Below are 24,958 nucleotides of genomic sequence, written 5' to 3'. Positions count from 1 at the left end.
AGTCGTTCCGTGAGATTCCGCCTCAGGCGAAGCCGAGGAGGCTCGTCGCGATCCAGTAACCGATGGTGCGTGCCTTGTCGTTCATGAGCGGGCATTCTGAGCCCTGGACACGCCTGTAACAATGCATCAACAGTTGGAAGCACCTGCCAGGATTTGATCCAAATGGACGAACCCCTCGAGACCTCCGAGCTCCTCGCCTTCTCGAAGACCGTGGAGGCCGGATCGCTGTCCCGCGCCGCCGCCGAGCTCGGCGTCCCTCGCGCCACCATCAGCCGCCGCCTCGCGCGGCTGGAGGAGCGGCTCGGCGTGCGCTTGCTCCGCCGGACGACGCGCAGCCTCGCCCCCACCGACGCGGGCGAGGCGCTCTACCGCCACGCCCGCGTCGTGCTCGACGCCGTCCACCACGCCGAGGCGAGCGTGCGCAAGGCCGACGGCGCCGTGCGCGGCGAGCTGCGCGTCTCGGTGCCGCCGATGGTGGACACGAGCTTCAACGCGATGATCTGCGATTTTGCGCGGCGCTACCCCGAGGTCCGCCTCCACGTCCACAGCACGACCCAGTACGTCGACCTCCAGCGCGGCGGCTACGACGTCGCGCTCCGCGCGAGCAGCGCGCTCGAGCCCGGCCTCGTCGCCCGGACGCTGGCGCGCATGCCGCTCCTCGCGGTCGCCTCGCCCGCGTACCTCGAGGCCCGCGGCACGCCGCGCACGCGCCGTGATCTGCGGAGCCACCGCTGCATGATGGGCTTCGCCCGGGGGGAGCTGCCGCAGACGCACTGGCCGTCCTCCAACGGTAAGTTCCAGGTCGAGGGCGCGCTCTTCACGAACGACCTCCTCCTGCTCTGCGACGCCGCGCTCCAGGGCCTCGGCATCGCGTTCTTGCCGCAGCAGATCGTGCGCCCTCACCTCGAGAGCGGCGCCCTCCTGCACGTGCTGCCAGGCGCGATCCAGGCGGACTCGCACATCGCGGTGGTCTACGTGGAGCGGGAGTTCATGCCGCCGCAGCTCCGCGCCTTCATCGACGCGGTGATGGCGTGGGGAGGGGAGAATCTCCTCCCGCGAGCGGACGCGCCGAAGCCGAAGCGGGCGGCGAAGAGCGGCCTGCGTCCGCGCTCGAGCTCGCCCGGCGGCGCCCGGCGCGCCTCCGGATAGCCTGGCCCCGCAGGCTGTGGAGGGAACGCGGTCCTTCGATATAGCCCCTCACGACCTCCGGGGGTGAGTGAAGTTCCATGGTGTCCTCGCTTTGCGCTCTCGTCAGTTGTGGTGCAGCTTCAGCATCGCTCGCCCCACGTCGGTGTCGGCGAAGTCGGGTATGCCGTCGGCGTCGGTGCTCGCGCTGAGGGCCCGGTGGGCATCATCGCTGGCACCGAGCTCTTGCAGCGTCAGCTTGGCGAGCACGTACGCGTCGCTCCCCAGCAGCAGGCGCCGCGGCTGCCTGTCCAGCGACGCAAGCTCGAGCAGCGCCTTCGCGGCCTTCTCGGGCACCCCGCGCGCCGCGCCGGGGTTGCCCCGGAGCCGCTTGTTGGTCGCGCCCACGGTGGCTTCGTAGTCGAGCTGCGACGGGTAGATCGTCATCGAGCTGCCAGCCCAATCGGTGCCAAAGCCGCCCGGCTCGACGATGGTGACCTGGATGCCGAGCGGCGCGACCTCGTTGAGGACGACCTCGCTGAAGCCCGCGACGGCGAACTTCGCCGCCTGGTACGCGCTCAGACCCGGGGTGCCGCCGCGCCGTCCGCCGATGGAGCTGATCTGCAGGATACGCCCGCTGCGCTGCTCGCGCATCACGGGCAGCACCGCGCGCGTGACATGTACGACGCCGTAGAAATTGGCGTCGATCTGCGCGCGGAAATCGTCGAGCGGGATATCTTCAGCCGAGTCGACGTTCGCGTAGCCCGCATTGTTGACGAGCACGTCGATGCGACCGAAGGCGTCGATCGCTTCCTTGACCGCGCTCACGGCCTGCTCGGGCTGCGTGACGTCGAGCGCCACTGTCTTCACGCGGTCGCCGTGCTGTTTCACGAGGTCATCGAGATCGGCGGGCTTGCGCGCCGAGGCGACGACGCGGTGCCCGGCGGCCAGCGCGGCGAGGGCGATGGCGCGGCCGAGCCCCCGCGAGCTTCCGGTGATGAACCATACTTGCGAGTTGTTCTCCGTCATGCACGAAACATCGTGCGCAGGGCGTCAGCGATCAAATCCGATCGCGCCACAAATGAATCGAATCGCGCCAGCGGTTCGGGGTCGTCCCCTCCCAGGCTCGGAACGCCCGCGTGAAGGAGTTGACCTCGTCGAAGCCGAGCAGGAAGGCGATCTCGTTGACGTCGACGTCGTCGGTGCGCAGGAGGCGCAGCGCGGCGCGGTGCCGGACCTCGTCGAGCACGCGCTGATAGCTGACCCCCAGCTCGCCCAGGCGCCGCTGTAACGTGCGCGTGCTGAGCGACAGCTCGCGCGCCACCTTCGCGATGCTCGGCCGCTCGCCCGCCATGCGGCGAGCGACCACCGCGCGGACCTGCTCGACGAACGAACCATGCTCGAGAGGCGCGAGCTTCTGGTCGAGGCTGGGGACGAGCACCTGCAACAGGTCGGCGTTGTGCGTGATGAACGGCGTCGTCAGGAGGCGCTCCTCGAGGACGAGCGCGTCGCGCTTCGCGCGGAACCGCAGCGGACAGCCGAAGAATCGCAGCAGCATCGGCTCGTCGCTGCGCGCGCGAGAGAGCTCGACGCGCTTCGGCGCGAGCGCGAGCCCGCTGCCTCGCTGCAAGAGCACGAGGAGCGAGGCGAGCGATGCGTCGACCAGACGCGGGGGCATGGGGCCTGGCGCGTGCAGGTAGGTCGTGTGGATCACCACCTCTTTCCCCGCCGTGTCGATGGCCATGTCCTTCGGCCCGCAAAGCCGCTTGTAGCGGGCGAGCTTGGTCAAGGCGGTGCCGAGGTCGGGAGAGTGCAGCGCCGCGAGCGAGGAGATGTCGTACTCGTGCACCTGCGTCTCCATCGCCAGACGAAGCCCGACGTCGTGCGGCGACGACGCGCCGAGCGCTTCCCAGAAGGTGAAAAACTGCGCGGTGCTCAGCTCGCCGCTGGACGGCGCCCGCGCGGCGGCGGTCGCGTGGGGCACGTTCGCGCCGAGGCGCGCGAGCCGAGCGCGCACCGCTGACGAGAGGCGGACGACGTCACCGTTCATCGCGAAGAACCTACCGAGATCGAGCCGTCACGACCAGTCCGAGCGCGCCAACCCGAGGGCGACGGCGCGGCTCAAGGTGCCAGCAAGCTCGCCGTCAGGGGTCGCGCGTCCGTCGGACGTTGGATGGGCCGGTCCTGCGACTGACAGCCGGTGTTCCCGAGCGAGGCAGCCAACGTCGAGCCCGCCGCTCGGGTCGACTCGTTGTCGGAGCTTTGCCGCTCGCCAGCGCCCGCGGCCTCTGCTGAGATCGCCCGTGCGCAGTGGTTGCGTGCCGAAGCGCCCCGAAGGCGCGTCAACCAGTCATCGAAGGGAAGTGCGCGTATCGCATGGCTCTCCTTGCGGCGCCTGGTATCACGCTGTGGGTTGAATCGGCGTTCGCCGAGACATTGACGCGTGCTGCTCTCATGACGCCGCGTGTGGTGTGCCTGAGGCCACAGCCTGCGCCGAACGTGTGCCTCCCAGGAGCGTCAAGGAAATGAACATCATGGAGCAAGCGTGGAGACCCGGGCTGATCACGTTTCTCATCGCCTTCGCGCCGGCATGCATCGCCACGCCGGCGGACGACGGGCAGCGGGCAGAGGACGCCGATGATGCTGCGGAGATCGGCGTCGAACTGCCGCGGCCGGGCGCGCTTGGGACGGTGACGCCCGAGGGCGTCGCGGCGGCGGAGAACGTCCTCGCTGTCGTCAGGACAGCCAACGGGGCAGAGGTTCGTTTCTTCGAGTCGGCCGCCGGGGAGCTTTCCATCGAAAGCACACCTCCTAGCGGCGGCGCGGATCCCCTGGCCCAGCTCGACCTCGACGCGCTCGATGCGACCGAGGTCTACGAAGCGCTCGCGGGCCAGCCGGCGCCGGAGGCCCTCAGGACCGCAGAGCTGCGCGCCGCCCTCTCCGAGCGAGCGGCTGAAACGCCCGACGTCGAACCCGTGGCCGAGGGGGGCGCGGCGCTCTCCGCACCTCCCATGAGCGGAGAAGAGTTCCAGCAGAAATACTGCGCCGGTATGGACTTCTGCTGGGATAACGAGATGAACGACGAGCGCATGGAGGAGCGTGCCAAGGGGATCAAGGGCTTCATCTACGCCGTCCGTGGGACGGTCGTCCTGAGCATTCGCCGCAAGAAGCACGGGTGGCATCAAGTGATCTCGAGAGAGGTGCATCCGGGGGGGTCGGAGCCGTTTCCCTTCGACGAGCACTGGGGAGACCTCATTCGGCGCAGGATCAAGCTCGAGGTGAAGAACGCCACTGGCGACCAGTACCACCTGGCTTTCTCGTGGATCTCGCCGCGCGACTGAACCGCAGGGAGCGGCAGGCGGGCGAGATCGGCCGGCTGCTGCACGGCGACGCCGCCCTCGCGCCCGCTGCCCGAGGGTAACAGCGTGTTGACGCTCAGACCAGCTGATGGTCCGCCGAGCAGGCTCATTGATGGCCATTGCGCGCGTGCTCGGCTGCGGTCGAGGAGCGCGACGGCCATTTCTCAGGTGCGCGCCGCCGACGACTTCGTGATGGCCGTCCTCGCTCTTGACGATCGACGCCGGCGCCGGCGAAGTGTGCGTCGCCGACGCCGAGTGCTCGACTCATGCCTCTCGGGCCCACGCCATCGAGACCTCGGCCGGTCGAGCCTCAGCTGGAATCCATCGTAATTATTGATCTTTGCGCGGAGCGCTCTTCGGTCCCAGGAAAGATCCGTCGGATCGCTCCGCGATTTTGGGAGAGCGTGACGACGGATCGCACCCGTTCGGAGGGCGTGGACCCAACCCGGGCCCAATGGTCGAGCCACGGGCCTGGGGAGCTCGCCGTGACCGATCCATCGCCTCGATAAGCAGTCACCGGTCGGACTGACGGATCTTGGATCTCGCCGACAGCACGTGCTCTCGAGCCGTCGTGTACCGCTCGCCCGTCGCGGCTTGGCGCTGACGGATCAGCCGCTTCAGATCCTTCTTGATGGTCATGTCGTCACCTTGCACCGGCGCGGCGTGCCCCATACGCCCCGCGCCTCGCGGCGTTGACGAGCATCGAGAATGGCTCGAGGAGAGGGCTCCCCTTCGCCCTCGGCGGCGGTCCGGTATGGGCGGACCGCCTCGGGCTGCGCGTGAGCAGTCGCAGCCTCTTGGCTAGACAGGGGTGAAAGCTAGTCGAGCCCATAGGATCGCAATCAGCTGCGCGGACCGACGACGACGGCGTCCACGTCGGTCACGGGGCCCGCCCACGGCTGGCGCCCACGCAGCTCGCGCACGTCGAGCTCGCCGGCCTCGAGCAGGCCGGAGGCAGCGTCGTGGATCTGATACGCCATCTTCGCGCCGCCGAGCGGCTGGCTTTCGACGAATATGCAGCGCAGCTCGCCTGGGGCGAAGCCGCACTGGTCCTGGATCGCGCGCAGCAAGCCATCGCGGTGCAGGTGGCCGTCGCCGAAGTTCCAGCCGAGCGCGAGGCCGCCGACGAGCTCGCCGTCGAGGTACTCATACTCGTGGAGCGGGCCCTCGATCGCCTTCGGCAGCAGGACCGGCAGCGCGCGGCCCTGGAGGTGCATGAGGCGGAACGCGAGCACCTTGCCGACGAGGCCGACCGACGTGGCGTAGTCGTAGAACCGGTCGAGCTGGTCGTAGATCCACGGCGCGGCCTTCACGAGCCGGTCGAGCTTGCGATAGCTGTCGCCGCGGAACAGCCACACGCTATAGGGCCAGTTTCCGGCGTAGTACCGCATCGCGAGCAGGAACGAGATCCGCCCTGGCGCGATGTTGCCGAGGAGCGGAACAGCGACAAGCAGGATCGCGAGGAGCGCGCCGAGCAGCGGCGGGCCGACGTCGAACGGGTACGCGCCGGGGTGGGCCCAGAACAGCGCGAACACGCCGTAGACCACCATCAGGTTCCACTCGATCGGCGCGCCCATCGGCACATTGCTCGTAATGAAGGCGTGGAGCGCGAGCGCCATCGCGACGCCGACGGCGATCGCCGTCTCGCCGGTCGAGCACGCGAGCACGATGGGCACGCCGAGCTCGAGCGCGGTGCCGGCGTGGCTCATCGCGATCGCGAGCCGCGACGGGCGCAGGTCGTCCGGATAGCGGACGTACATGCGCCGCCGCAGCCATGCGAAGCGGGCGAACGGGCTATTGCTCGTCATCACGCACACGACGGTCGGGAAGTGGTGGTTGAGCTTCGAGACGCCGGCCCAGAGCCAGAGCGCGAGCTGGACCGCCTTTGCGCCGCCGATCCAGTCGGCGGTGGCCGCGAACACGACGACAGTGGTCCAGTAGTGTTCGGCGCGCAACGCGAGGAAGATGGTGCGATCGGCGACGGCGAGGACCGGCACGAGCGCGGCGATCGGCACGAGGTGCGAGGCGCCGAGCGCGGGGGCGAGCAGCGCGCGCACCAGCAGGGCGAGCAGCGCGAAGTAGAGCGCGACGTCGAGCGGGGTGCGCCGCGTGCCGCCGAGGAGCGGCGCGCGCGCGAACAGCGCGAGCTTCGTGGTGCCGGGGCGGAGGAAGTAGAGGGCGCCGCCGACGGGCGGGGCGTAGCGTCCGCTGAGCGGACCGAACCCGCAGCCGAAGCCTAAGCCCTCGAACAGCATGCTCCACAGGATCGCCTTCTGGAACGCGAGCGGGTGCAGCCACCAGTCGCCGATCGTCGAGAGGCCGCCGAGGCTCGGCGAGGTGCTGCAGAACAGGACCCAGGCGCCGGCATAGAGGGCGAGCTTGACCGCGTGGAGCACGTAGACGGCGAGCGGCGCGCCGGAGCCCTGCAGCGCCCACGCCTCGCAGACCATGCGTGCGCGCTCGGGGAACGGCCGCTTCGCCCAGTCGAGCGGATCGTACGGCGGGGCGAGCGGAAGCAGCAGGGCCACGGCCGCGATGCTACCCGAACGCGTCCCCCGGCTCACGAAATCGACGCGCGGCGGGCCTGCCATTCGTCGCGGGAGAGCTTGCGTTCCGGCGAGCCCCTTTTGCGGCTCGCCTGCACTCCATCCGGCGAGCCCCTTTTGTGGCTCGCCTGCACCCCAGCCCCTCCGGTGAGCACCCCAAGCTCCCTCACCACCCGCAGGCGCGGTCCAGCGTGCGTCCGCTGATTACCTCAGCTCGTAGACGTCCACCGTGTCCACCAGCACGTGGGGCACGAGGACGCGTCGAGACCCAAGTCTCCTCGAAGGTGAGCCGACTTGTCCCCTGGGCCGCTACCGAAACGTTTCACCTAGAGTAGGGGGGACTCAGGAATCCCTGCAGCTGCACATCTTGCCAGAACGTCAGATTGGGCCTGTGCTTTGCGACACCATGGACTCGAGAGTCTTGCGAGATGACAAAGCCGGGAGCCTCGCGGTGCGCATTGCACTACCGGAACATTGACCGATGCCTCGTTCCGAAGGAGACTCGCCGCATGGGACTGCTGACCTTCACCATCAACGTCACCCTGGACGGCTGCGTCGACCACCAGGAGGGGACCGTCGACGACGAGACGCGCGCCTTCTTCACCCGCCTCATGGACGAGAGCGGCGCGATGCTGTGGGGCCGCGTCACCTACGAGATGATGGAGAGCTACTGGCCGGCGGTCGCCCGCGGCGACGAGGAGGCGCCTCCGGCGATGCGCGAGTGGGCGGTCAAGCTGGAGACCAAGCCGAAGTACGTGGTGTCGTCCACGCGCAAGGACTTCCCGTGGACCAACAGCCACCACATCGCCGGCGATCTGCGCATGGGCGTGCAGAAGCTCAAGGACGCGACCCCGGCCGGCGTGCTCCTCGGCAGCGGCAAGCTCGCGACCGAGCTGGATCGGCTGGATCTCATCGACGAGTACGAGTTCCTCGTCCACCCCAAGCTCGCCGGCCACGGCCCGACCCTGTACCAGAGCGGGCTGCCCGCCGCGCGGCGGCTCGAGCTGGTCTCGGCCAAGCCGCTCCGCTGCGGCGCGGTGGCGATGCACTACCGGCGCGCGCGCTGACGCAGAGGAGCCCCATCGCGCCCAGCTCGCGGGCCAGCTCAGCGCTCGTCACGACGCGGTACCACGAACGGATACCACCAATCGCCACATCCTACGGCGCCAGCATCGCATGCATCGTTCAATCGCAGATCCGCTGTTCTCATCCGAGCGGCCCAACCAGCGGATGCTGCCGGTCGCATTTCACGCGGCGGCAGATCCGCGCGTCGTTGGGCCGGCAGAGTGCGGGGACGCAGGCACGATCCCGAAACAGGCGGCGGCGCATCGAGGGGCCCGACAACAGGGCGGCGAGCGAAGGAGAATCCCGCGGCGCTGCGCCGCCAGGCCAGGCGCCGACCCCGATCGGTGATGTCGTGGGCCCTTCACCGCGGGCGACGCGACGGCGGAGGGCGCCCCGTTGGGCCACACCCGAGCCGCCCTCGGCGGCGAAACAGGCGGAAGCTACGAAAATCGCTGCTGTTCCCGGCCGCCGCTCTTCATCGACCGGCGTTTCTGGCGGGACGATTCCGCGGGGGCGAACCGGTGCGATCCGGTCACAAAAGGCGACGAGCCAGACAGACCTGGTCCGGCGGCTTCGGTTGACCAATCGACTGATAATTAGGCGAGCAAGTCCTCGTCGTTCTCGGGTGGGCCGCCGCAAGAAGCATGCATTCGCGGCAAGACTGACCAACCCGCACAAGATGCCATCAGAGTCAAGCTCGCCAGCTTCCAGCTCGGGGACGTCCTCGGCCACGGCTCCGGATGGTCCGGGTCGGCGCCACGACCAACTCGCTGAGCGTGCTTCGCAATCGGAAGGTTGGCGTCTGGGCGGTCCGGCCGGCGCCATCACCTGCTTTGGCTTCGCCAATCTCTTGGCTCGCCCAAGCTATCGTCTGCATCCGTCACCCCAGACTCGCGGTTGTGTCGCCAGCGGCTCGTGCTACCATCTCGGCCTAGCAGTTCATTCAAACCGAACCCGCTTCGCGGGTCGACTTGACTCAGGCGTTAGGCATCGTCGCGCACTCTCATTGATGGAGGAAGGACCATGAAGAAGCCGACTGCCACGGGCAAAGAGCCCAATGTTGTCGATCCCAAGGAGTGGGCTCATGCCCGCGCGGAGCTGCTTGCCGCCGAGAAGGCGGCCACCCGTGCCCAGGACGCAGTCGCAGCACAGCGTCGCCGTTTGCCGATGGTGAGGTTTCGATCCGACTATGCGTTCGTAACTCCACGCGGAACGGTCTCGTTACTCGACTTGTTCGGTGAGAATAGCCAATTGCTCCTTTACCAGTTCATGGACACGGGTCCGAAACACATTTGCCCGGGCTGCACATGGTTCACCGACGGCATCCCGGCCAATGGTCTCGCACGGCTCGCGCAAGCCGGCGCGAGCTGGGCGACTGTATCGGACATGCCGCTGGAGCAGATGCAGAGAGTGTGGGAGCATCAGCGCTGGATGCACATTCCGTTCGCATCGTCGCGAGGCACGACCTTCTCCGCTGACTGTGGGGCAGGCGGCAACTTTCTGCTCAGCGCGTTCCTCCGGAACGCCGACGGCGTTTACCGCACCTATACCACCACGCAACGTGGGGTGGACCGGCTGGTCTTCGCCAACAGCATGCGAGACCTCTTGCCTTACGGGCGTCAGGAGGAGTGGGAGGACTCACCGCCCGGTTACCCTCAGCATCCGACCTGGTGGGTCCAGGATCTTCCTCATCCATACGACACCAATGACGTCTGACAAAGCGTTGCAGCCGATCTGAACATGTCGAGGTTGTCATGGACAATGCATCAGATGTGACGGAGAGCTAGAAAAGGGCTTCATGCTCGACAGTGGTGACAGTGGCATCGGTAGCCAAGTCAGCTGGGCAAGCGGTGTTCCCAACACCTCACCCTGGCGGTTCTCTGCCGTTCAATCCGGCAACAAGACGCTACCTATAGTCACTTACCGCTGTATGAGCTGCGGCCGTCTTGAATCGTTCGCGCATGTTGCGGCCTGACAATTCATTCAAGCCGAAGCCGCTTCGCGGCTCGGCTTGATTCAGGCGTTGGGCCGGCAGAGTGCGGGACGCAGGCACGATCCCGAAACAGGCGGCAGCGCATCGAAGGGCCCGGCAACAGGGCGGCGCGCGAAGGAGAATCCCTCGGCGCTGCGCCGCCAGGCCAGGCGCCGACCCCGATTGGTGATGCCGCGGCCCTTCACCGCGGGCGATGCGGCCGCGGAGACCGCCCCGTTGGGCCATACCGGAGCCGTCCTCGGCGGCGAAACAAGCGGAAACCACGAAAATCGCTACTGTTTCCAGCGACCGCTCGCTATCGACCGGTTTTTCTGGCGGGACTCTTCCGCGGCGCTGAACCGTCGCGATCCGTCGCTTCCCCGGGGATTTTGGGAGAGCGTGACGACGGATCGCACCCCCTCGGAAGGCGTGGGCCCAACCCGGGCCCAAGCGTCAAGCCCCGGGCCCGGGGAGAGCGCCGTGATCGATCAGTCGCCTCGCGCCACCGTGATCGCCTCGCTCGCCGGCACACTGAGCCGCGCCGTCGCCCTCGGGGACGAGGTGGTGGCCCGGGTCGTTCACGAGACGATCGGTCGGCTGCTCGGGCTGCCGGTGGCACCGGAGGGGTGAGCAAGCTTGGGCCGAACGTCGAGCCCGCCGCTCGCGTCGACTCGCTGCCGGAGCCTTGCCGCTCGCCAGTGCCCGCAGGCTCTACTGGGATCGCCCGCGCGGGCGCTCTGCGTTCTCGCGCGCCGACATATCGAGCGCGAGCCGGGTGCTCGGCGAGCGCCTCCGCCGCCGCGGCAGCGCGCGTCGCGGCCCGCCGCCCCCCGGCCCGCCGCTCCGCCATGGGCGATAGCCCGGCGGGTTGTCGAAATTCGCGGCGAAAACGCGCCGTCACCGCGTGGCGTGCGGCGTGCGGTGTCGGCGCCGTGTGGCCAGCGCGGCTCGCACCACGGGCGTCGTCTACGAGCGCCGTCGCCCCGAGAAGACGACGCTCTACGAGATCGTGCGCGACAACGTGGAGACGCTGTACGGGGCCATCGACGACGGCGCCATCGCCGTCCGGATACCCAAGCACGCGAAGAAGGAGCTCGAAGCCTACCTCGACTGCGGGCTGCTCTGCCGCGGGTTCGCGCGGCTCCGGTGCGAGCGCTGCGAAGAGAGTCGGCTGGTGACCTTCAGCTGTAAAGGACGCGGTTTCTGCCCGTCGTGTCTGGGCCGACGCATGTGTGCCACGGCGGCGAACCTGATCGAGGACGTCCTGCCCGAGGTGGCGCTCCGTCCGTGGGGGGTGACGTCTCCGTTTCCGTGGCGGCGCAGGCTCGCCCAGGACGGGCGTTGTTCGGCGTGCTGACCCGCATCTTCGTCGAGAGCGTGGAGCGGTTCTACGAAGAGCGCGCCGCGCGCCGAGGCGCGTGCGGCGCGGTCAAGAGCGGCGCGGTGACCGACGTGCAACGCACGTCCGGCGACATGCGGCTCAATCCGCATCTGCACGTGGTCTTCCTCGACGGGGCTTATCACGAAGACGGCACCGAGCTCGTGTGGAACGAGCTCGGTCACCTGCGAGCGCGAGGTCGGTCAGGTCATAGAGCACGCCGTCGGGCGGATGCTCCGTTACCTCCGGCGGCACGGGCATCTCGAGCTCGAGCACGACGTCGAGGAGGACGACGAGCCCGAGGCAGCGCTCTGTGCCTCCGCCGTCTCGGGACGAGAGCCGCGCCATACGTCGTCGCCCCGCAGTGGCTCCGCGGGCTCTCGCCGTCTTCTCCGAGCGCGCTCGCGTACGACAAGCCGCTGTGCGCTGCGCTCGATGGCTTCACCTCGCACGCAGCGACGCGCGCCGGTGCGCACCATGCCGCGGCGAGGGAGGCGCTGCTGCGTTACGTGCTGCGACCCCCGATCGCAAAGGAGCGCGTCGAGCCGCAGCAGGACGGCCTGGTGCGGCTGTCGCGGAGGCGCGCCTTCGCTGACGGGACTGTCGCGGTGGACATGGATCCGCTCTCGCTCGTGTGCCGCCTCGCGGCCAGCGTCCCGCCGCCGCGCTTTCACACCGTCAAGTACGCTGGCGTGCTCGCCTCGGCAAGTCGCCCACGTTGGCGCGCAAGCGCATCGGACCGCGCCCTGCGAAGCCAGAAGAGCCTACCACTACTGTGTCAGCGCGGCGCGGACACGAACCAATGCGCGCTGCGGCGTAACGGCGGGCGGTGGCACGCAGGGCAACGAGGCAGCCACGCGATCAAGGCGCGAGCGATCGCGCGGCGAACGGTCGCGAGCGAGTCGGCGAAGTGACGCTCAGGCCGCGAAGCGGAGCGGGTGGGCGTGACCTTCGGCGTCTGCCGAGGGAAAAAAGACCGATCACGCTCGGCCACGATGAAGGCGTAACAGCACAGGACGACGGAAACATGGTGGTGCCAGCCTCGGAATCGCCGCCCTTCGAAGTGATCGAGCCCCAGCTCGCCCTTCATCTCTTCGTAGGCCTGCTCAGTTCGGTAGCGCTCCTTGTACTGGCGTACGATCTGCTTCTTGGACATCTTGGTCCCCAGCGTCGTGACCGCGAACTTCGAGGGATCGCTTTCGCCGAACGGCCACTCGATGAGCAGCCACAGCGGTTCGTGCTCCTCGACCGGGATGCCATCGTCAATCATCATTGGCGCGCCGAACGCGGCGCAAGGCGAACCGCGACGCGAGCTTCTTGCCCGTACCTTCGCGCCATGTGATCCGACGAAACGCCTTTTTGCCGAGCTTGCGCGCGAGCTCGTCGGCTGTCATGGGCGTCTTGTTCCAGCGCCCGCCGGGACCGAGGGCGACGACCATCGTCGTCGAGTCCACACCGACGGGGTAGTCGAAGCCGAGCAGGCGCACGGTGTCGCGAAACTTTGCCGAGCGACCGTAGACGGCGTCCGCAAGCACGAGCTGACCCGGCACGTTGTCGGCCGCAGCGCGCTCGATCGCGTCGAGTGCCAGATCCACCTTGCTCTTGAACTGAATGCCGTCAGGGATCTGCGCTTCGCGCCGGCGACTTGGATCGTTGGCACACTCCCAACGCGGCGATCGGCTCAACGCTCTTGCGTTCCAGATCGCTGAGAAGCCCCAGCGTGTAGCTCGCAAACGCCTCCCGGCGCTTGGGATGACCGAGGACCGTGCCAATGCCGTCAATGTACTGCTGAAGCCGCTCCTCCGCAGCGGCGTCCATGATGTATTCCATAGTCCACCGCGACGCCCGCGGCCTGCATCGTCGTGATGACGCTCGTGATCCTCGGCGGCCTCGGCTTCCCGGTGCACGACGAGCTCCTGCGCCGGGCCAGGCTGCGGCTCCGGGGCGAGCGCCCGCCGCGGCTGTCGCTGCACAGCCGGGTCGTGCTGATCACGACCGCGCTGCTGCTCGCGGTCGGGGCCGCGGGCTTCCTGGCGCTCGAGTGGTGCCGGTCGATGGACAGCCTGTCGTGGCCGGTCAAAGTGCTGGCGAGCCTCTTCCAGTCGGCGATGACGCGGACGGAGGGCTTCAACGAGGAGCGCGTGGGTATCGGGTGAGCGCGGCGCCGGTCCGGGTCGCGGCGCGTCCGCCGCGGAGGCGCGGTGAGGCGGCGCCGGCGATGGACGCGCCGCGGGCCCGCCCCGCGGCAGGGCTCCGCGCGAGGGATGTCTCGGTGCGGTCGGGGCCGGGGCGGACGCTCGACAGCCCCTCTCGGCGACCTCTGAAGATCGGCGATGTTCGATTCATGAAACCCGTACGATCGGCAATCGGGACATCGTCGATCACCACCTGATTACGAGTGCTCCCGACGCCTCGTTCGCGGCGGGCTCCGTCGCGGTGTGCGAGCCCGGCGCGGTCGTCGCGGGCCACGCGGGCCAGGACTGCCGGCCGGGAGCGATCGCCTCATGACGCAGCGCCGCGACCACATGCCCCTCCACGCCGAAAAAAGCCGTACGTCCCGCTTGACCTTCATTCCGCGGTTGTGTGTAATCGGCTGCGCTGCGAATAGCCTTGAATTGTGGACCGTCACCCTGCCACGGCGTCGATGGACTCGCCCATCGAAGCGTGAGTACCAGCGTGATGCAGCATGGTATCCGTGCCGACCGCGCCCCTGAAACGTCGGGGGCGCGCCCGTGTCACCGGCTGCCGCCCTGGAGCTGACTCCGGTGCTCCTGGGACGGTTCTGAACGAGATGCGTGACGCCCTCGCGTCGCTGCTCGGGCTCGCACACGGCGGCTGATGTTCTGCCCCTGAAGAGACTCCTACCACCACACACGACATGACCTATCACGACTTCAGCTCCGAGGACGCCAGCATTCACCGCTCGTTCGAGCTCCAGGCCGGGCGCACGCCCGGCGTCGTGGCCGCATCCTTCGGCCCTGACCGGCTCACCTATCAGGAGCTGAATCGCCGCGCGAACCAGCTCGCGCACCACCTGAGGAGCCTGGGCGTCGGCCGCGACGTCCTCGTCGCGCTCTGCGCCGAGCGCTCCCTGGAGGCGCTCATCGGGCTGCTCGCGGCGCTCAAGGCCGGCGGCGCCTATGTCCCTGTCGACCCCGCGTACCCGCGGGAGCGGGTCGCCTTCATGCTCGAGGACGCCGGGGCGCCCGTCCTGCTCACCCAGGCGCGGCTGCTCCCGTCGCTGCCGCGCCACGGGGCGCGCGTGGTCCTCCTGGACGGCGATCGCGATCTGACCGCGGGCTTCAGCGGCGAGGACCCGCCGGACACCACGGGCCCCGACGACCTCGCCTACGTCATCTACACGTCGGGCTCGACCGGCAGGCCCAAGGGCACGCTGCTGACGCACCGCGGCCTCACCAACCTCACCCGCGCGCTGGCCGAGCGATTCGACGTGGCGCCGGGCTGCCGCGTGCTCCAGTTCGCGTCCCTCAGCTTCGATGCGTCGGTCTGGGAGATCGCGATGACGCTCGCCCGGGGAGGCACCCTGGTGATGGGGGCGCAGGCCGAGATGATCCCCGGGCCCGCGCTGCTCGATCGGATGCGCGCGGAGGAGGTGTCGATCGCGACCTTCCCCCCCTCCGCGCTCGCCGCCTTCCCCGAGGGCGCGGAGCGCTCGCTGCCCGCGCTCCGGACCCTCATCGTCGCCGGCGAGACCTGCCCGGCCGACCTCGCCGCGCGCTGGGCGCAGGGGCGCAGGTTCATCAACGCCTACGGTCCCACCGAGTTCACCGTGTGCGCCACGATGGCCGACGGGCTCGACCCGGTTCGGGACCCCGGCGAGCCCCTCTCCATCGGCCGGCCGATCAGGAACGCGCGCTGCTACGTGCTCGACCATGCCATGCGCCCGGTCCCGGACGGCGAGGCCGGCGAGCTCTACCTCGGTGGACCCGGGCTGGCCCGGAGCTACCTGGGACGGCCCGAGCTCACGGCGGCGCGGTTCGTCCCCGATCCGTTCAGCTCCACCCCGGAGGCCCGGCTCTACCGCACGGGGGACGTGGTGCGCCGCCTGCCCGGCGGCGATCTCGCCTTCCTCGGGCGCGTCGACCAGCAGGTGAAGATCCGCGGCCACCGCGTCGAGCTCGGCGAGGTCGAGGCCGCGCTTGGGCGCCACCCCGCCGTCCGCGCGGCGGTGGCCGTCGCCAGCGAGGGCCGCCTCGTCGCCTACGTCGTCGCGCGCCCGGACGCGCCCCCGGCCGCCCCCCGGGCCGTCGTGCCCGCGCTGCGCAGCTTCCTCCGCGAGAGCCTCCCCGAGGTCATGATCCCGTCGACGTTCGTGCTGCTCGACGCGCTGCCGCTCGGCCCCAGCGGGAAGGTGGACCGCGCGGCCCTGCCGCCGCCGGACGCCGCCCGGCCCGATCGCGGCGACGGCGAGCCCCTCGCGCCGCGCAACCAGATCGAGGCGGCGATCGCCGCGGCGTGGGCCGAGGCGCTCGGGATCGAGCACCTCGGCGTCCACGACGACGTCTTCGACCTCGGGGCGCACTCGCTGCTCGCCGCGCGGGTGCTGTCGCGGCTGCGCCGCGCGCTCGGCGTCGAGCTCTCCCTGCAGAGCCTGTGCGACGCCCCCACGGCCGCCGCGCTGGCCGAGCTCGTGGAGTCGCTCCCCCGGCCGAAGCAGCGCCCGGCCGCCGCGGCCATCCGGCCTGCGCCGCGCGACCGGCCCATCCCCCTCTCGCACGGGCAGCGGCAGATCTGGCTCCACGCCTCGCTCCACCCGGGCGCGCTGTTCTACAACGAGCCGTTCTCCCTGCGCCTCCGCGGGCCCCTCGACGTCCCGGTCCTGGGGCGCGCCCTCGACGAGCTCCTCAGGCGCCACGAGATCCTGAGGAGCGTCGTCGCGGTCGTCGGCGGCGAGCCCGTGCAGCACATCCTGCCCCCGGCGCCGCTCGATCTGCCGGTCGTCGAGCTGACCGCGCTGCCGGCCGAGGCGCGGTGGGGGCGCGCCGTCGCGCTCGCCACAGACGAGGCCCGGCGCCCGTTCGATCTCGCCCGCGGCCCGCTGCTCCGGGCCACGCTGGTCCGGCTCGACGAGGCCGACCACGTGCTGTTCGTGGTGGTGCACCACATCCTGATGGATGGAGTCTCCATCTTCGACGCGCTCCCGAGGGAGCTCCACGCGCTCTACCAGGCGTTCGCCGCGGGCAGGCCGTCGCCGCTGCCCGAGCGCGCGATCCACTACGCCGATTACGCGGTCTGGCAGCGGGAGCAGCAGCTGAGCGGCGCCCTCCAGCCGCAGCTCGATTACTGGAGGCGACAGCTCGCCGACCTGCCCACCCTGGAGCTGCCGACCGACAGGCCGCGCCCGGCCGCCCCGAGCCTCGCGGGGGCCCGCCACTGCGTCGCCCTGTCGCGGGAGCTCACGCTCCGGCTGAAGGCGCTGGCCAGGGAGCAGGGCGTCACGCTCTTCGTGGTCCTGCTCTCGGCCTTCAAGGCGATGCTCTACCGGTACGCGCGGCAGGACGAGGTCGTCGTGGGCACGTCCGCGTCGTGCCGCCACCCGCCGGAGACCGAGGACCTCCTCGGCTTCTTCCTGAACACGCTCGTGCTGCGCACCGACCTGCGCGGCGACCCGACGTTCCGGCAGCTGCTCGGGCGCGTGCGGGCGGTGAGCCAGGCCGCGCTCTCGCACCAGGACGTGCCGTTCGCCAGCGTCGTGCAGGCGCTCCAGCCGAAGCGGGTCCCCGGCCAGAACCCGCTGTTCCAGGTCGCCTTCGTGCTGGAGCCGCCCGTGCCGGCGCTCGATCCGGGCTGGACCCTGAGCCAGCTCGACGTGGACACGGGCGCGTCCAAGTTCGACCTGATGCTGGAGCTCGACGAGCGCGAGGACGGCATCATCGGGCGCATCGAGTACAGCACCGCGCTGTTCGACGCCCGCACCATCGAGCGGATGGCGGGCCACTACGAGGCCCTGCTCGAGGGCGCGTCGCGCGACGTCGATCTGCGCCTCTCGGCGCTGCCGCTGCTCACGCCCGAGGAGCGGAGCGCGCTCCGCGCGTGGGGCACCGCCCCGGCCGGCCCCGGGTCGGACGCGTGCATTCACCGCCTCTTCGAGGCCCAGGTCGAGCGCTCTCCCGAGGCCGTCGCGGTCGTCTTCGACGACGGCGCGGGCAACGTCACGTCGCTCACCTACCGGGAGCTGAACCGGCGGGCCAACCAGCTCGCGCACACCCTGCTCGGCCTCCGCGCGCCGGGGGCGCCTGGGCCCGGGGCCGCGCCCGGCCCCGACGAGGGGGCCCTCGCGCGCACCGACGAGGGCGCCCTCGCGCCCGAAGACCGCGTGGCCGTGTGCATGTACCGGTCGATCGAGATGATCGTCGCGCTCCTCGGCGTGCTGAAGGCGGGCCTCGCCTTCGTGCCCCTGGATCCGACCTACCCCACCGAGCGCCTCGCGTTCATGCTGGAGCAGGCCCGGGTCCGCGTGATGCTCACCCAGGTGCGCGTCGGCGCGGTGCTGCCGGGGTGCCGCGCGCGCGTCCTCTGCCTGGACGCGGATCCCGAGGAGATCGGCCGGGCGCGCGACGACAACCCGACGGAGCTGGCGACGCCGGACCAACTCGCCTATGTCATGTACACGTCGGGCTCCACCGGCCGGCCCAAGGGCGTGGCCGTGCCGCACCGGGGCGTGGCCCGGCTCGTCAAGGGCACGACGTACGCGCGCTTCGCGCCGGACGAGGTCTTCCTGCAGCTCGCGTCGATCTCCTTCGACACGTCGCAGTTCGAGATCTGGGGCGCGCTCCTCAACGGCGGCCGGCTGGTCGTCATGCCCCCCGCGCCCGCGTCGCTCGACGACCTGGATCGCGTGATCCGGCAGCACGGGGTGACCACGGTGTGGCTCACCGCCGGCGTCTTCCACCTCCTCGTGGACGAGCGGATCACGGCGCTGCGCGGCCTGCGCCAGATCGTGGCCGGGGGGGACGTCCTGTCCCCGCAGCACGTCAACCGGGTCCTCGCCGAGCTCCCGGGGTGCCGGATGATCAACGGCTACGGGCCCACGGAGGCCGCGACGTTCGCCTGCTGCGCCGCGGTGGAGCGCCCGGTCGGCCACACGGTGCCCATCGGAAGCCCGATCCCCGGCACGAGGGTGCACGTGCTCGACCGGGATCTCAACGAGGTCCCGGCCGGCGTCCCCGGGGAGCTCTGCATCGGCGGAGAGGGCCTCGCGCGCGGCTACCTCGATCTGCCGGAGCTCACCGCGGAGCGGTTCATCCACGATCCCATCGGCGGCGAGCCGGGAGGGCGGCTGTACCGGACCGGCGATCGCGTCCGCCTGATGCCGGACGGGCAGCTCGAGTTCCTCGGCCGCATGGATCAGCAGGTCAAGGTCCGCGGTTACCGGATCGAGCTCGGCGAGATCGAGGTGGTCCTCGGCGAGCACCCGGCCGTGCGCGAGGTGGTCGTGGTGGCGCAGCCGGCGCGCTCGGGCGACCGGCGCCTCGTGGCGTACGTCGTCCCGCACGGCGGCAGGGCCGCGGCGCCGCCCGCGCAAGCCGGGGCCCGCGCGCGCCCGTTCATGGCGGATCCGACCGGCGGGCTCGAGCGTGCGATCCGCGATCACGCGCAGCGGCGGCTGCCCGACTACATGCACCCCTCGGCCATCGTGCTGCTCGACGCGCTGCCCCTCACGGGCAACGGCAAGGTGGACCGCCGCGCCCTGCCGGCCCCCGTCGAGCTCCGCCCCGAGAGCGCGCCCATGGTGGCGCCGCGGAGCTCGCTCGAGGAGCGGCTCACCGCGATATGGCAGGACGTCCTCGGCATCGAGCGCGTGAGCGTGCAGGACAACTTCTTCGATCTGGGCGGCCACTCGCTGCTCCTGATGCGCCTCCACGAGCGCGTCCGGGAGTCGTTCGGCAGCGATCTCTCCATCGTCGATCTGTTCGCGCGCCCGACGGTCACCGATCTCGCCGCGTTCCTCGCGAGCGGCAGCGGCGGCGGGAGCGACCTCTCGGAGGCCGACGCCCGGGCGCTGAAGCAGCGAGAGATCCTGAAACGAAAGAAGCAGGCAGCCAAGAGCAGACAGAATGGATCCGCTTGATCAACCCGTCCCGGAGGACCAAATCGCGATCATCGGGGTGGCCGGCCGCTTCCCGGGCGCGAGGAGCGTCGACGCCTTCTGGCAGAACCTGCGCGATGGGGTCGAGTCGATCGCGGCGCTCTCGGATCAGGATCTCGCCGCGGCGGGCGTGCCCCCGGAGGTGGCCTCGGACCCGAGCTACGTCCGCGCGCGGGCCGTGCTCGACGAGGTGGAGTGGTTCGACGCGGCCTTCTTCGGGATGACCCCGCGAGAGGCCGAGATCCTGGATCCGCAGCACCGCTTCTTCCTGGAGTGCGCGTGGGAGGCGCTCGAGCACGCCGGGTACAACCCCGAGGCGTTCAAGGGGACCATCGGCGTCTACGCGGGCGCGAGCGGCCACGACACGTATTTCCTGAGCAACCTTTACCCGAACCACGAGCTCAGGAAGGCGATGGACTATCAAGTCTACGTCGCCAACGACAAGGACTTCCTGCCCACGCGGACCTCGTACAAGCTGAACCTCCGCGGGCCGAGCGTCGCGGTCCAGACCGCCTGTTCCACCTCGCTCGTGGCCGTCCACATGGCCTGCCAGGCGCTGCTCACCTACCAGTGCGACATGGCGCTGGCCGGCGGCGTGGCCATCAACGTCCCCACGCGGTCGGGTTACCTGTACCGGCACGGCATGATCCTCTCGCCCGACGGGCGCTGCCGCGCGTTCGACGCCGAGGCGCAGGGGACGGTGGTCGGCAACGGCGCGGGCGTCATCGTGCTGCGCCGGCTCGAGGACGCCCTCGACAGCGGCGATCACATCGAGGCGGTGATCCGGGGCTCGGCCGTCAACAACGACGGCTCGGGCAAGATCGGGTTCACCGCGCCGGGCGTGGAGGGGCAGGCGCAGGTCATCGCGCAGGCCCTGGCGATGGCGAACACCGATCCCGAGACGATCAGCTACGTGGAGGCCCACGGCACCGGCACGCGCCTCGGGGATCCCATCGAGGTCGCGGCGCTCACCCGGGCGTTCCGCGCCCGGTCCCGCGGCCAGCGCAAGGGCTGGTGCGCGCTCGGCTCGGTCAAGCCGAACGTCGGGCACCTCGACGTCGCCGCCGGCATCACCGGCGTGATCAAGGTCGTGCAGGCGCTCCGCCACCGGCAGATCCCGGCCAGCCTGCACTTCAAGACGCCGAACCCGGAGATCGACTTCGCGAACAGCCCGTTCTACGTCAACGCGGCGCTCGCGGACTGGGAGCCCGGCGACGGGCCCCGCCGCGCCGGCGTGAGCTCGTTCGGCATCGGCGGCACCAACGCCCACGCCATCCTCGAGGAGGCGCCCCACGCGGCGGCGGCGCCCGGCGGGCGGTCCTGGCAGCTCCTCCTGCTCTCCGCCCACACGAGGACCGCGCTCGACACGATCACCGAGAACCTCGTCGGGTACCTCAAGGCGCACCCGGACGTCAGCCTGCCGGACGTCGCGTTCACGCTCCAGGTCGGCCGCAAGACGTTCCCGCACCGGCGCATGCTCGTCTGCAACGACGCAGACGAGGCGGTGAGCCTGCTGTCGACGCTCGGGGAGCGGCGGGTCCTCGCGCACGTCGAGGAGGCCATCGATCGCCCGGTCGTCCTCATGTTCCCGGGGCAGGGCACGCAGTACGCCGGCATGGCGCGCGAGCTGTACGAGCGGGAGCCCACGTTCTGCGCCGGCGTCGATCTCTGCGCGGCCATGCTCCAGCCCGAGCTCGGGTTCGATCTCCGCGAGGTGATCTACCCGCCCCCGGGGCGGGAGGCGGCGGCCGCGGAGCTGCTCAAGCAGACGCGCTTCGCCCAGCCCGCGCTCTTCGTGATCGAGTACGCGCTCGCCACGCTCTGGATGGAGTGGGGCATCCGGCCCGCGGCGATGATCGGCCACAGCCTCGGCGAGTACGTCGCGGCCTGCCTCGCGGGCGTCTTCTCGCTGGAGGACGCGCTGAAGATCGTCGCCCGGCGGGGCAAGCTGATGCAGGAGATGCCGCCGGGCGCGATGCTCGCGGTCCCGCTGCCCGAGGCCGAGGTGCAGCCGCTGCTCGACGAGGGGGGCGGCGCGCTCTCGCTCGCGGCCGTCAACGGGCCGGCCGCCTGCGTCGTGGCCGGGCCCGAGGACGCCGTCGAGGCGCTCTCCGACCGGCTCTTCGCCGAGCGCGAGCTGGAGTGCACGCGCCTCCAGACGTCGCACGCGTTCCACTCCCGGATGATGGAGCCGATGCTCGCGTCGTTCACCGCGATCGTGGCCCGCGCGCGCCCGAGCGCCCCGAAGATCCCGATCGCGTCGAACGTCACCGGCACCTGGCTGTCCGCGGCCGACGCGCAGGACCCCGGGTACTGGGCGAGGCACGTGCGCGAGCCGGTGCGCTTCATGGCGGGGCTCGGCGAGGTGCTCGCCGATCCGACGCGCGCCCTGCTCGAGGTCGGCCCGGGCCGGGTGCTCGCGACCCTGGCCAAGCAGCACCCCGCGCGGGGCGCCCGCCGGGTGATGCTCTCGTCGATCCGGCACGTCCACCACCGCCAGTCCGACATCGGGTTCCTGCTGGAGACGCTGGGCCAGCTCTGGCTCTCCGGCGTCCGCGTCGACTGGTCGGGCTTCTACACCCACGAGCCCCGCCGGCGCGTGCCCCTGCCGACCTACCCGTTCGAGCGGAAGCGGTACTGGATCGACCCGCCCTCGAGCGCCGCGCGCCGGCCGGCGCGCAGCGCGCCGGAGCCGGCCGGCCTGATCCACCTCCTGGCCTGGAAGCGCTCGGTGCTGTCGGGGTCGATGAAGGCGTCGGCCCGGCCGGCCAGGGCGCAGTGCTGCGTCGTCTTCGCCGACAGCTACGGGCTGGGCGCCCGGATGGAGATGCGGCTCCGCCGGGACGGCTACAAGGTCATCACCGTGCGGCCGGGCGAGGGCTTCGCCGAGACGGGCGAGGGCGAGTTCACCGTCGCCCCCGCGAGCCGCGCGGACCACGCGTCCCTCTTCGGCGCGCTGCGCGCGGCGGGCGTGTCCCCCTCGCGCATCATGTTCCTGTGGGGCGTGACCAAGCCCGCGCGCGCGCCGCTCGACGCCGGCCGCCTCGCGGAGGCCCAGCGGCTCGGGTTCGCCAGCCTCGTCGCGCTGGCCCAGGGGATCGGCGACGCGGGGATTCGCGACGAGGTGCGGCTCGGCGTCGTGACGAGCCACATGCAGAAGGTGACCGACGCGGCCGTGCTCTGCCCCGAGAAGGCCACGCTGCTCGGCCCGTGCGAGGCCATCCCCAGGGCGTACCCGAACGTCTCGTGCATCAGCGTCGACATCGACCTGCCGGAGCCGCGGACGCTGCAGGAGGCGAGGCTCATCGACCAGCTCCTCGCCGAGGTCACGCTGGAGCAGACCGAGCCCGTCATCGCCTACCGGAACGGGGAGCGCTGGGTCCGGATCTTCGAGCCCGCGCGCATGGACCGCGCCGACGGCCTGCCGCCGCGCCTCCGGGAGGGCGGCGTCTACCTGATCGCCGGCGGGCTCGGGGCCGTCGGCTCCGCCCTCGCGGCGCACCTCGCGAAGGTCGCGCGCGCGAAGCTCGTGCTCGCGGGCCGGACGGCGCTCCCGCCCCGGGAGGCCTGGGACGGCCTCGCCGGCGCGGGCGCCTTCGACGCGCTACGCCGCAAGATCGGCGCGGTGCTCGAGATGGAGCGGCTGGGCGCCGAGGTGCTGCTCGTGACGGCCGACGTCACGCGGCTCGACGACATGCAGCGCGCGGTGGCCGAGGGGCTCCAGCGCTTCGGGCGGATCGACGGCGTGATCCACGCGGCGGGCGCCCGCCGCGCCGTGCCCCTCCAGCGCATGACGCGCGAGGAGGGCGAGGCGCTCCTCGCCCCGAAGCTCGACGGCGCGCTCGTCCTCGACGAGTCGCTCCGGGGCCTCCGGCCCGATTTCGTCGCGCTGTGCGCCGCGCGGACCGCGGGCGCCCGCGGGGCGGGCCTCGCGGGCCAGTGCGCCGCGACCGCCTTCCTCGGCGCCTTCGCGCAGCGGCGGGCCGCCGGTGACGGCCCGCTCACGATCGCGATCGAGTGGGACCCGTGGCAGCGGCAGGACGCCTCGCGCGGCAAGGATCCCGAGCCCGCGGCCGACTCGAGCGAGGGCGGCGCGGCCGCCGCGGAGGAGGGGATCTCGCGCGACGAGGCGCTCGACGCCTGGATGCGCGTCCTCACGAGCCCCACGCCCCACGTCCTGGTCCTGAAGCGGGAAGCGCAGGCTAAGCAGCGCCCCTCGGCCAGCTCGATCGCGCCGCCCTCGCGGGACGTCGAGTCCGAGGGCATCCCGAGATCGGTCCACCCGCGGCCCGACCTCGGCACGGCCTACGTGGCGCCGCGCGATCCGCTGGAGCGCGCCGTCGCCGAGACGTGGGAGAAGCTGTTCGGCATCGAGCGGATCGGCGTCCACGACGACTTCTTCGCGCTCGGCGGCGACTCGCTGCTCGCCGTCCAGCTCATCTCCCGGCTGCGCAGCGTCGTGAACATGGATCTCCCCGGCCACAGCCTGCTCAACGCGCCGACCGTGGCGGCCCTGGCCGAGCTCATCGCGCAGTCCGACTCGCCCTCATCCACCTCGCTGTCGAGGCGCTCTCCCGCGCGCCTCTTGCCCGCGTCGCTCGTGCGGATCAAGCCCGGCACCGGGCGGCCGCTCTTCCTGATGCACCCGGTCGGAGGGCACGTTTACTTCTACCACGATCTCGCCACCTGCCTGGACCCGGCGCAGCCCGTGTACGGGCTGCAGGCGCAGGGCATCGAAGGCAAGGCGCCGCCCTTGACCCGCGTCGAGGAGATGGCCGCGCGCTACCTCGAGGCGGTACGGCGGCACATCCAGCCGGAGGGCCCCTACGTGCTCGGCGGGTCGTCCTTCGGCGGGGTCGTCGCCTTCGAGATGGCGCACCAGCTCATCTCCGGGGGCGAGCGCGTCGCGCTTCTCATGATGATCGACACGCCCGCGCCCTCGGCGGTGTTCCCCGAGGATCTCGACACCCCCGAGCGCCTCGCCTACCTGATCAGCGGCGATGCGAGCCTCCCCGTCCCCGCGGAGGAGATCCGGCACCTCTCCCCGGACGAGCAGCTGCTCCACGTGCTCCAGCGCAAGAAGGGTGTCTCCCGGATGTTCCCGAAGCTGGCGCTCCAGGAGCTCGCCACGTTCCGCAAGATCGTCACCGCCAACCTGCAGGCGATGCTGCGCTATGTCCCCCGCCCCTACCCGGGTGACGTGCTCTTCTTCGAGGCGAGCGAGCGCGACGCCATGACCGTGAACAACCCGGCGCGGGGATGGCTCGATTTGATCCAGGGCCAGCTCACTGTCCACGAGGTCCCTGGCAATCACATCACCATGAATTTGCCGCCGAACGTGCAAGTCATGGCCGATCATCTGCGCGCGGCCCTCGAGGCGGCGGGACATCAGGGCTGATGTTG

The 24,958-nt window shown here is 70.7% G+C and carries 16 protein-coding genes and 1 pseudogene; 10 read left to right on the top strand and 7 right to left on the bottom strand.

Going from position 1 to position 24,958, the window contains the following annotated elements:
- Positions 1 to 162: 162 nt before the first annotated feature.
- Positions 163 to 1,149 (top strand): LysR family transcriptional regulator, encoded by a 987-nt coding sequence (locus WME82_RS12005; protein WP_438042944.1) that lies wholly within the window; start codon positions 163 to 165, stop codon positions 1,147 to 1,149.
- Between the two features lie 102 nt (positions 1,150 to 1,251).
- Here WME82_RS12005 and WME82_RS12000 read toward each other — a convergent pair whose 3' ends face one another.
- Both WME82_RS12000 and WME82_RS11995 read right to left on the bottom strand, forming a co-directional pair.
- On the bottom strand, positions 1,252 to 2,154 hold the full coding sequence (locus WME82_RS12000) for an SDR family NAD(P)-dependent oxidoreductase (protein WP_438042943.1): 903 nt from the start codon (positions 2,152 to 2,154) through the stop codon (positions 1,252 to 1,254).
- Between the two features lie 31 nt (positions 2,155 to 2,185).
- Complete coding sequence (locus WME82_RS11995) at positions 2,186 to 3,175, bottom strand: AraC family transcriptional regulator ligand-binding domain-containing protein (protein ID WP_437870679.1); 990 nt, start codon at positions 3,173 to 3,175, stop codon at positions 2,186 to 2,188.
- 475 nt (positions 3,176 to 3,650) lie between these two features.
- On the opposite strand from WME82_RS11995, the gene WME82_RS11990 reads away from it, so the two are divergent.
- A complete protein-coding gene (locus WME82_RS11990; RefSeq protein WP_438042942.1) occupies positions 3,651 to 4,466 on the top strand; it encodes a hypothetical protein in 816 nt (271 codons plus the stop codon).
- Positions 4,467 to 4,997: 531 nt separating this feature from the next.
- Here the strand turns inward: WME82_RS11990 and WME82_RS11985 are convergent.
- Together WME82_RS11985 and WME82_RS11980 are read right to left on the bottom strand one after the other, a co-directional pair.
- Entirely contained in the window at positions 4,998 to 5,123 is a 126-nt protein-coding gene (locus WME82_RS11985) for a hypothetical protein (RefSeq protein WP_269454199.1), read from the bottom strand.
- 203 nt (positions 5,124 to 5,326) lie between these two features.
- Positions 5,327 to 7,012, bottom strand: a complete 1,686-nt coding sequence (locus WME82_RS11980) for a DUF3556 domain-containing protein (protein ID WP_438042941.1) — start codon at positions 7,010 to 7,012, stop codon at positions 5,327 to 5,329.
- Positions 7,013 to 7,539: 527 nt separating this feature from the next.
- Here WME82_RS11980 and WME82_RS11975 point away from each other — a divergent pair.
- The 5 genes and pseudogenes from WME82_RS11975 to WME82_RS11955 all read left to right on the top strand — a co-directional run.
- Complete coding sequence (locus tag WME82_RS11975; RefSeq protein WP_438042940.1) at positions 7,540 to 8,097, top strand: dihydrofolate reductase family protein; 558 nt, start codon at positions 7,540 to 7,542, stop codon at positions 8,095 to 8,097.
- A 1,021-nt stretch (positions 8,098 to 9,118) separates the two neighbouring features.
- Positions 9,119 to 9,811, top strand: coding sequence for a DUF899 family protein (locus tag WME82_RS11970; RefSeq protein WP_438042939.1), 693 nt, complete (start codon positions 9,119 to 9,121; stop codon positions 9,809 to 9,811).
- Between the two features lie 736 nt (positions 9,812 to 10,547).
- On the top strand, positions 10,548 to 10,697 hold the full coding sequence (locus tag WME82_RS11965) for a hypothetical protein (protein ID WP_438042938.1): 150 nt from the start codon (positions 10,548 to 10,550) through the stop codon (positions 10,695 to 10,697).
- Between the two features lie 304 nt (positions 10,698 to 11,001).
- Positions 11,002 to 11,424, top strand: a complete 423-nt coding sequence (locus tag WME82_RS11960) for a transposase zinc-binding domain-containing protein (RefSeq protein ID WP_437870663.1) — start codon at positions 11,002 to 11,004, stop codon at positions 11,422 to 11,424.
- 116 nt (positions 11,425 to 11,540) lie between these two features.
- Positions 11,541 to 12,092: pseudogene (locus WME82_RS11955) on the top strand (transposase); the annotation flags it as partial.
- 131 nt (positions 12,093 to 12,223) lie between these two features.
- Here the strand turns inward: WME82_RS11955 and WME82_RS11950 are convergent.
- The 3 genes from WME82_RS11950 to WME82_RS11940 are packed head-to-tail and all read right to left on the bottom strand — an operon-like array spanning position 12,224 to position 13,263.
- Complete coding sequence (locus tag WME82_RS11950) at positions 12,224 to 12,718, bottom strand: hypothetical protein (protein WP_438045043.1); 495 nt, start codon at positions 12,716 to 12,718, stop codon at positions 12,224 to 12,226.
- The gene (locus tag WME82_RS11945) at positions 12,708 to 13,130 is read right to left on the bottom strand and encodes a transposase (protein WP_438042937.1); all 423 of its coding nucleotides are present in this window, start codon (positions 13,128 to 13,130) and stop codon (positions 12,708 to 12,710) included. Before WME82_RS11945 ends, WME82_RS11950 begins: the two co-directional genes overlap by 11 nt.
- Positions 13,063 to 13,263, bottom strand: a complete 201-nt coding sequence (locus tag WME82_RS11940) for a hypothetical protein (protein WP_437328969.1) — start codon at positions 13,261 to 13,263, stop codon at positions 13,063 to 13,065. Before WME82_RS11940 ends, WME82_RS11945 begins: the two co-directional genes overlap by 68 nt.
- Positions 13,264 to 13,310: 47 nt before the next feature.
- Between WME82_RS11940 and WME82_RS11935 the strand changes: the two genes are divergently transcribed.
- From WME82_RS11935 to WME82_RS11925, 3 genes are all read left to right on the top strand, one after another.
- A complete protein-coding gene (locus WME82_RS11935; RefSeq protein ID WP_437747501.1) occupies positions 13,311 to 13,601 on the top strand; it encodes a hypothetical protein in 291 nt (96 codons plus the stop codon).
- A gap of 722 nt (positions 13,602 to 14,323) precedes the next feature.
- Positions 14,324 to 19,537: an amino acid adenylation domain-containing protein gene (locus WME82_RS11930; RefSeq protein WP_438042936.1), complete on the top strand. Its 5,214-nt coding sequence runs from the start codon at positions 14,324 to 14,326 to the stop codon at positions 19,535 to 19,537.
- A complete protein-coding gene (locus WME82_RS11925) occupies positions 19,524 to 24,953 on the top strand; it encodes a type I polyketide synthase (protein WP_438042935.1) in 5,430 nt (1,809 codons plus the stop codon). Before WME82_RS11930 ends, WME82_RS11925 begins: the two co-directional genes overlap by 14 nt.
- Positions 24,954 to 24,958 lie beyond the last annotated feature (5 nt).

Source organism: Sorangium sp. So ce128 (assembly GCF_051525245.1).
Lineage (GTDB): Bacteria > Myxococcota_A > Polyangia > Polyangiales > Polyangiaceae > Sorangium > Sorangium cellulosum_B.
Note: the sequence above shows the minus strand (reverse complement) of the source record. Positions and strands in the feature narration are given on the sequence as shown.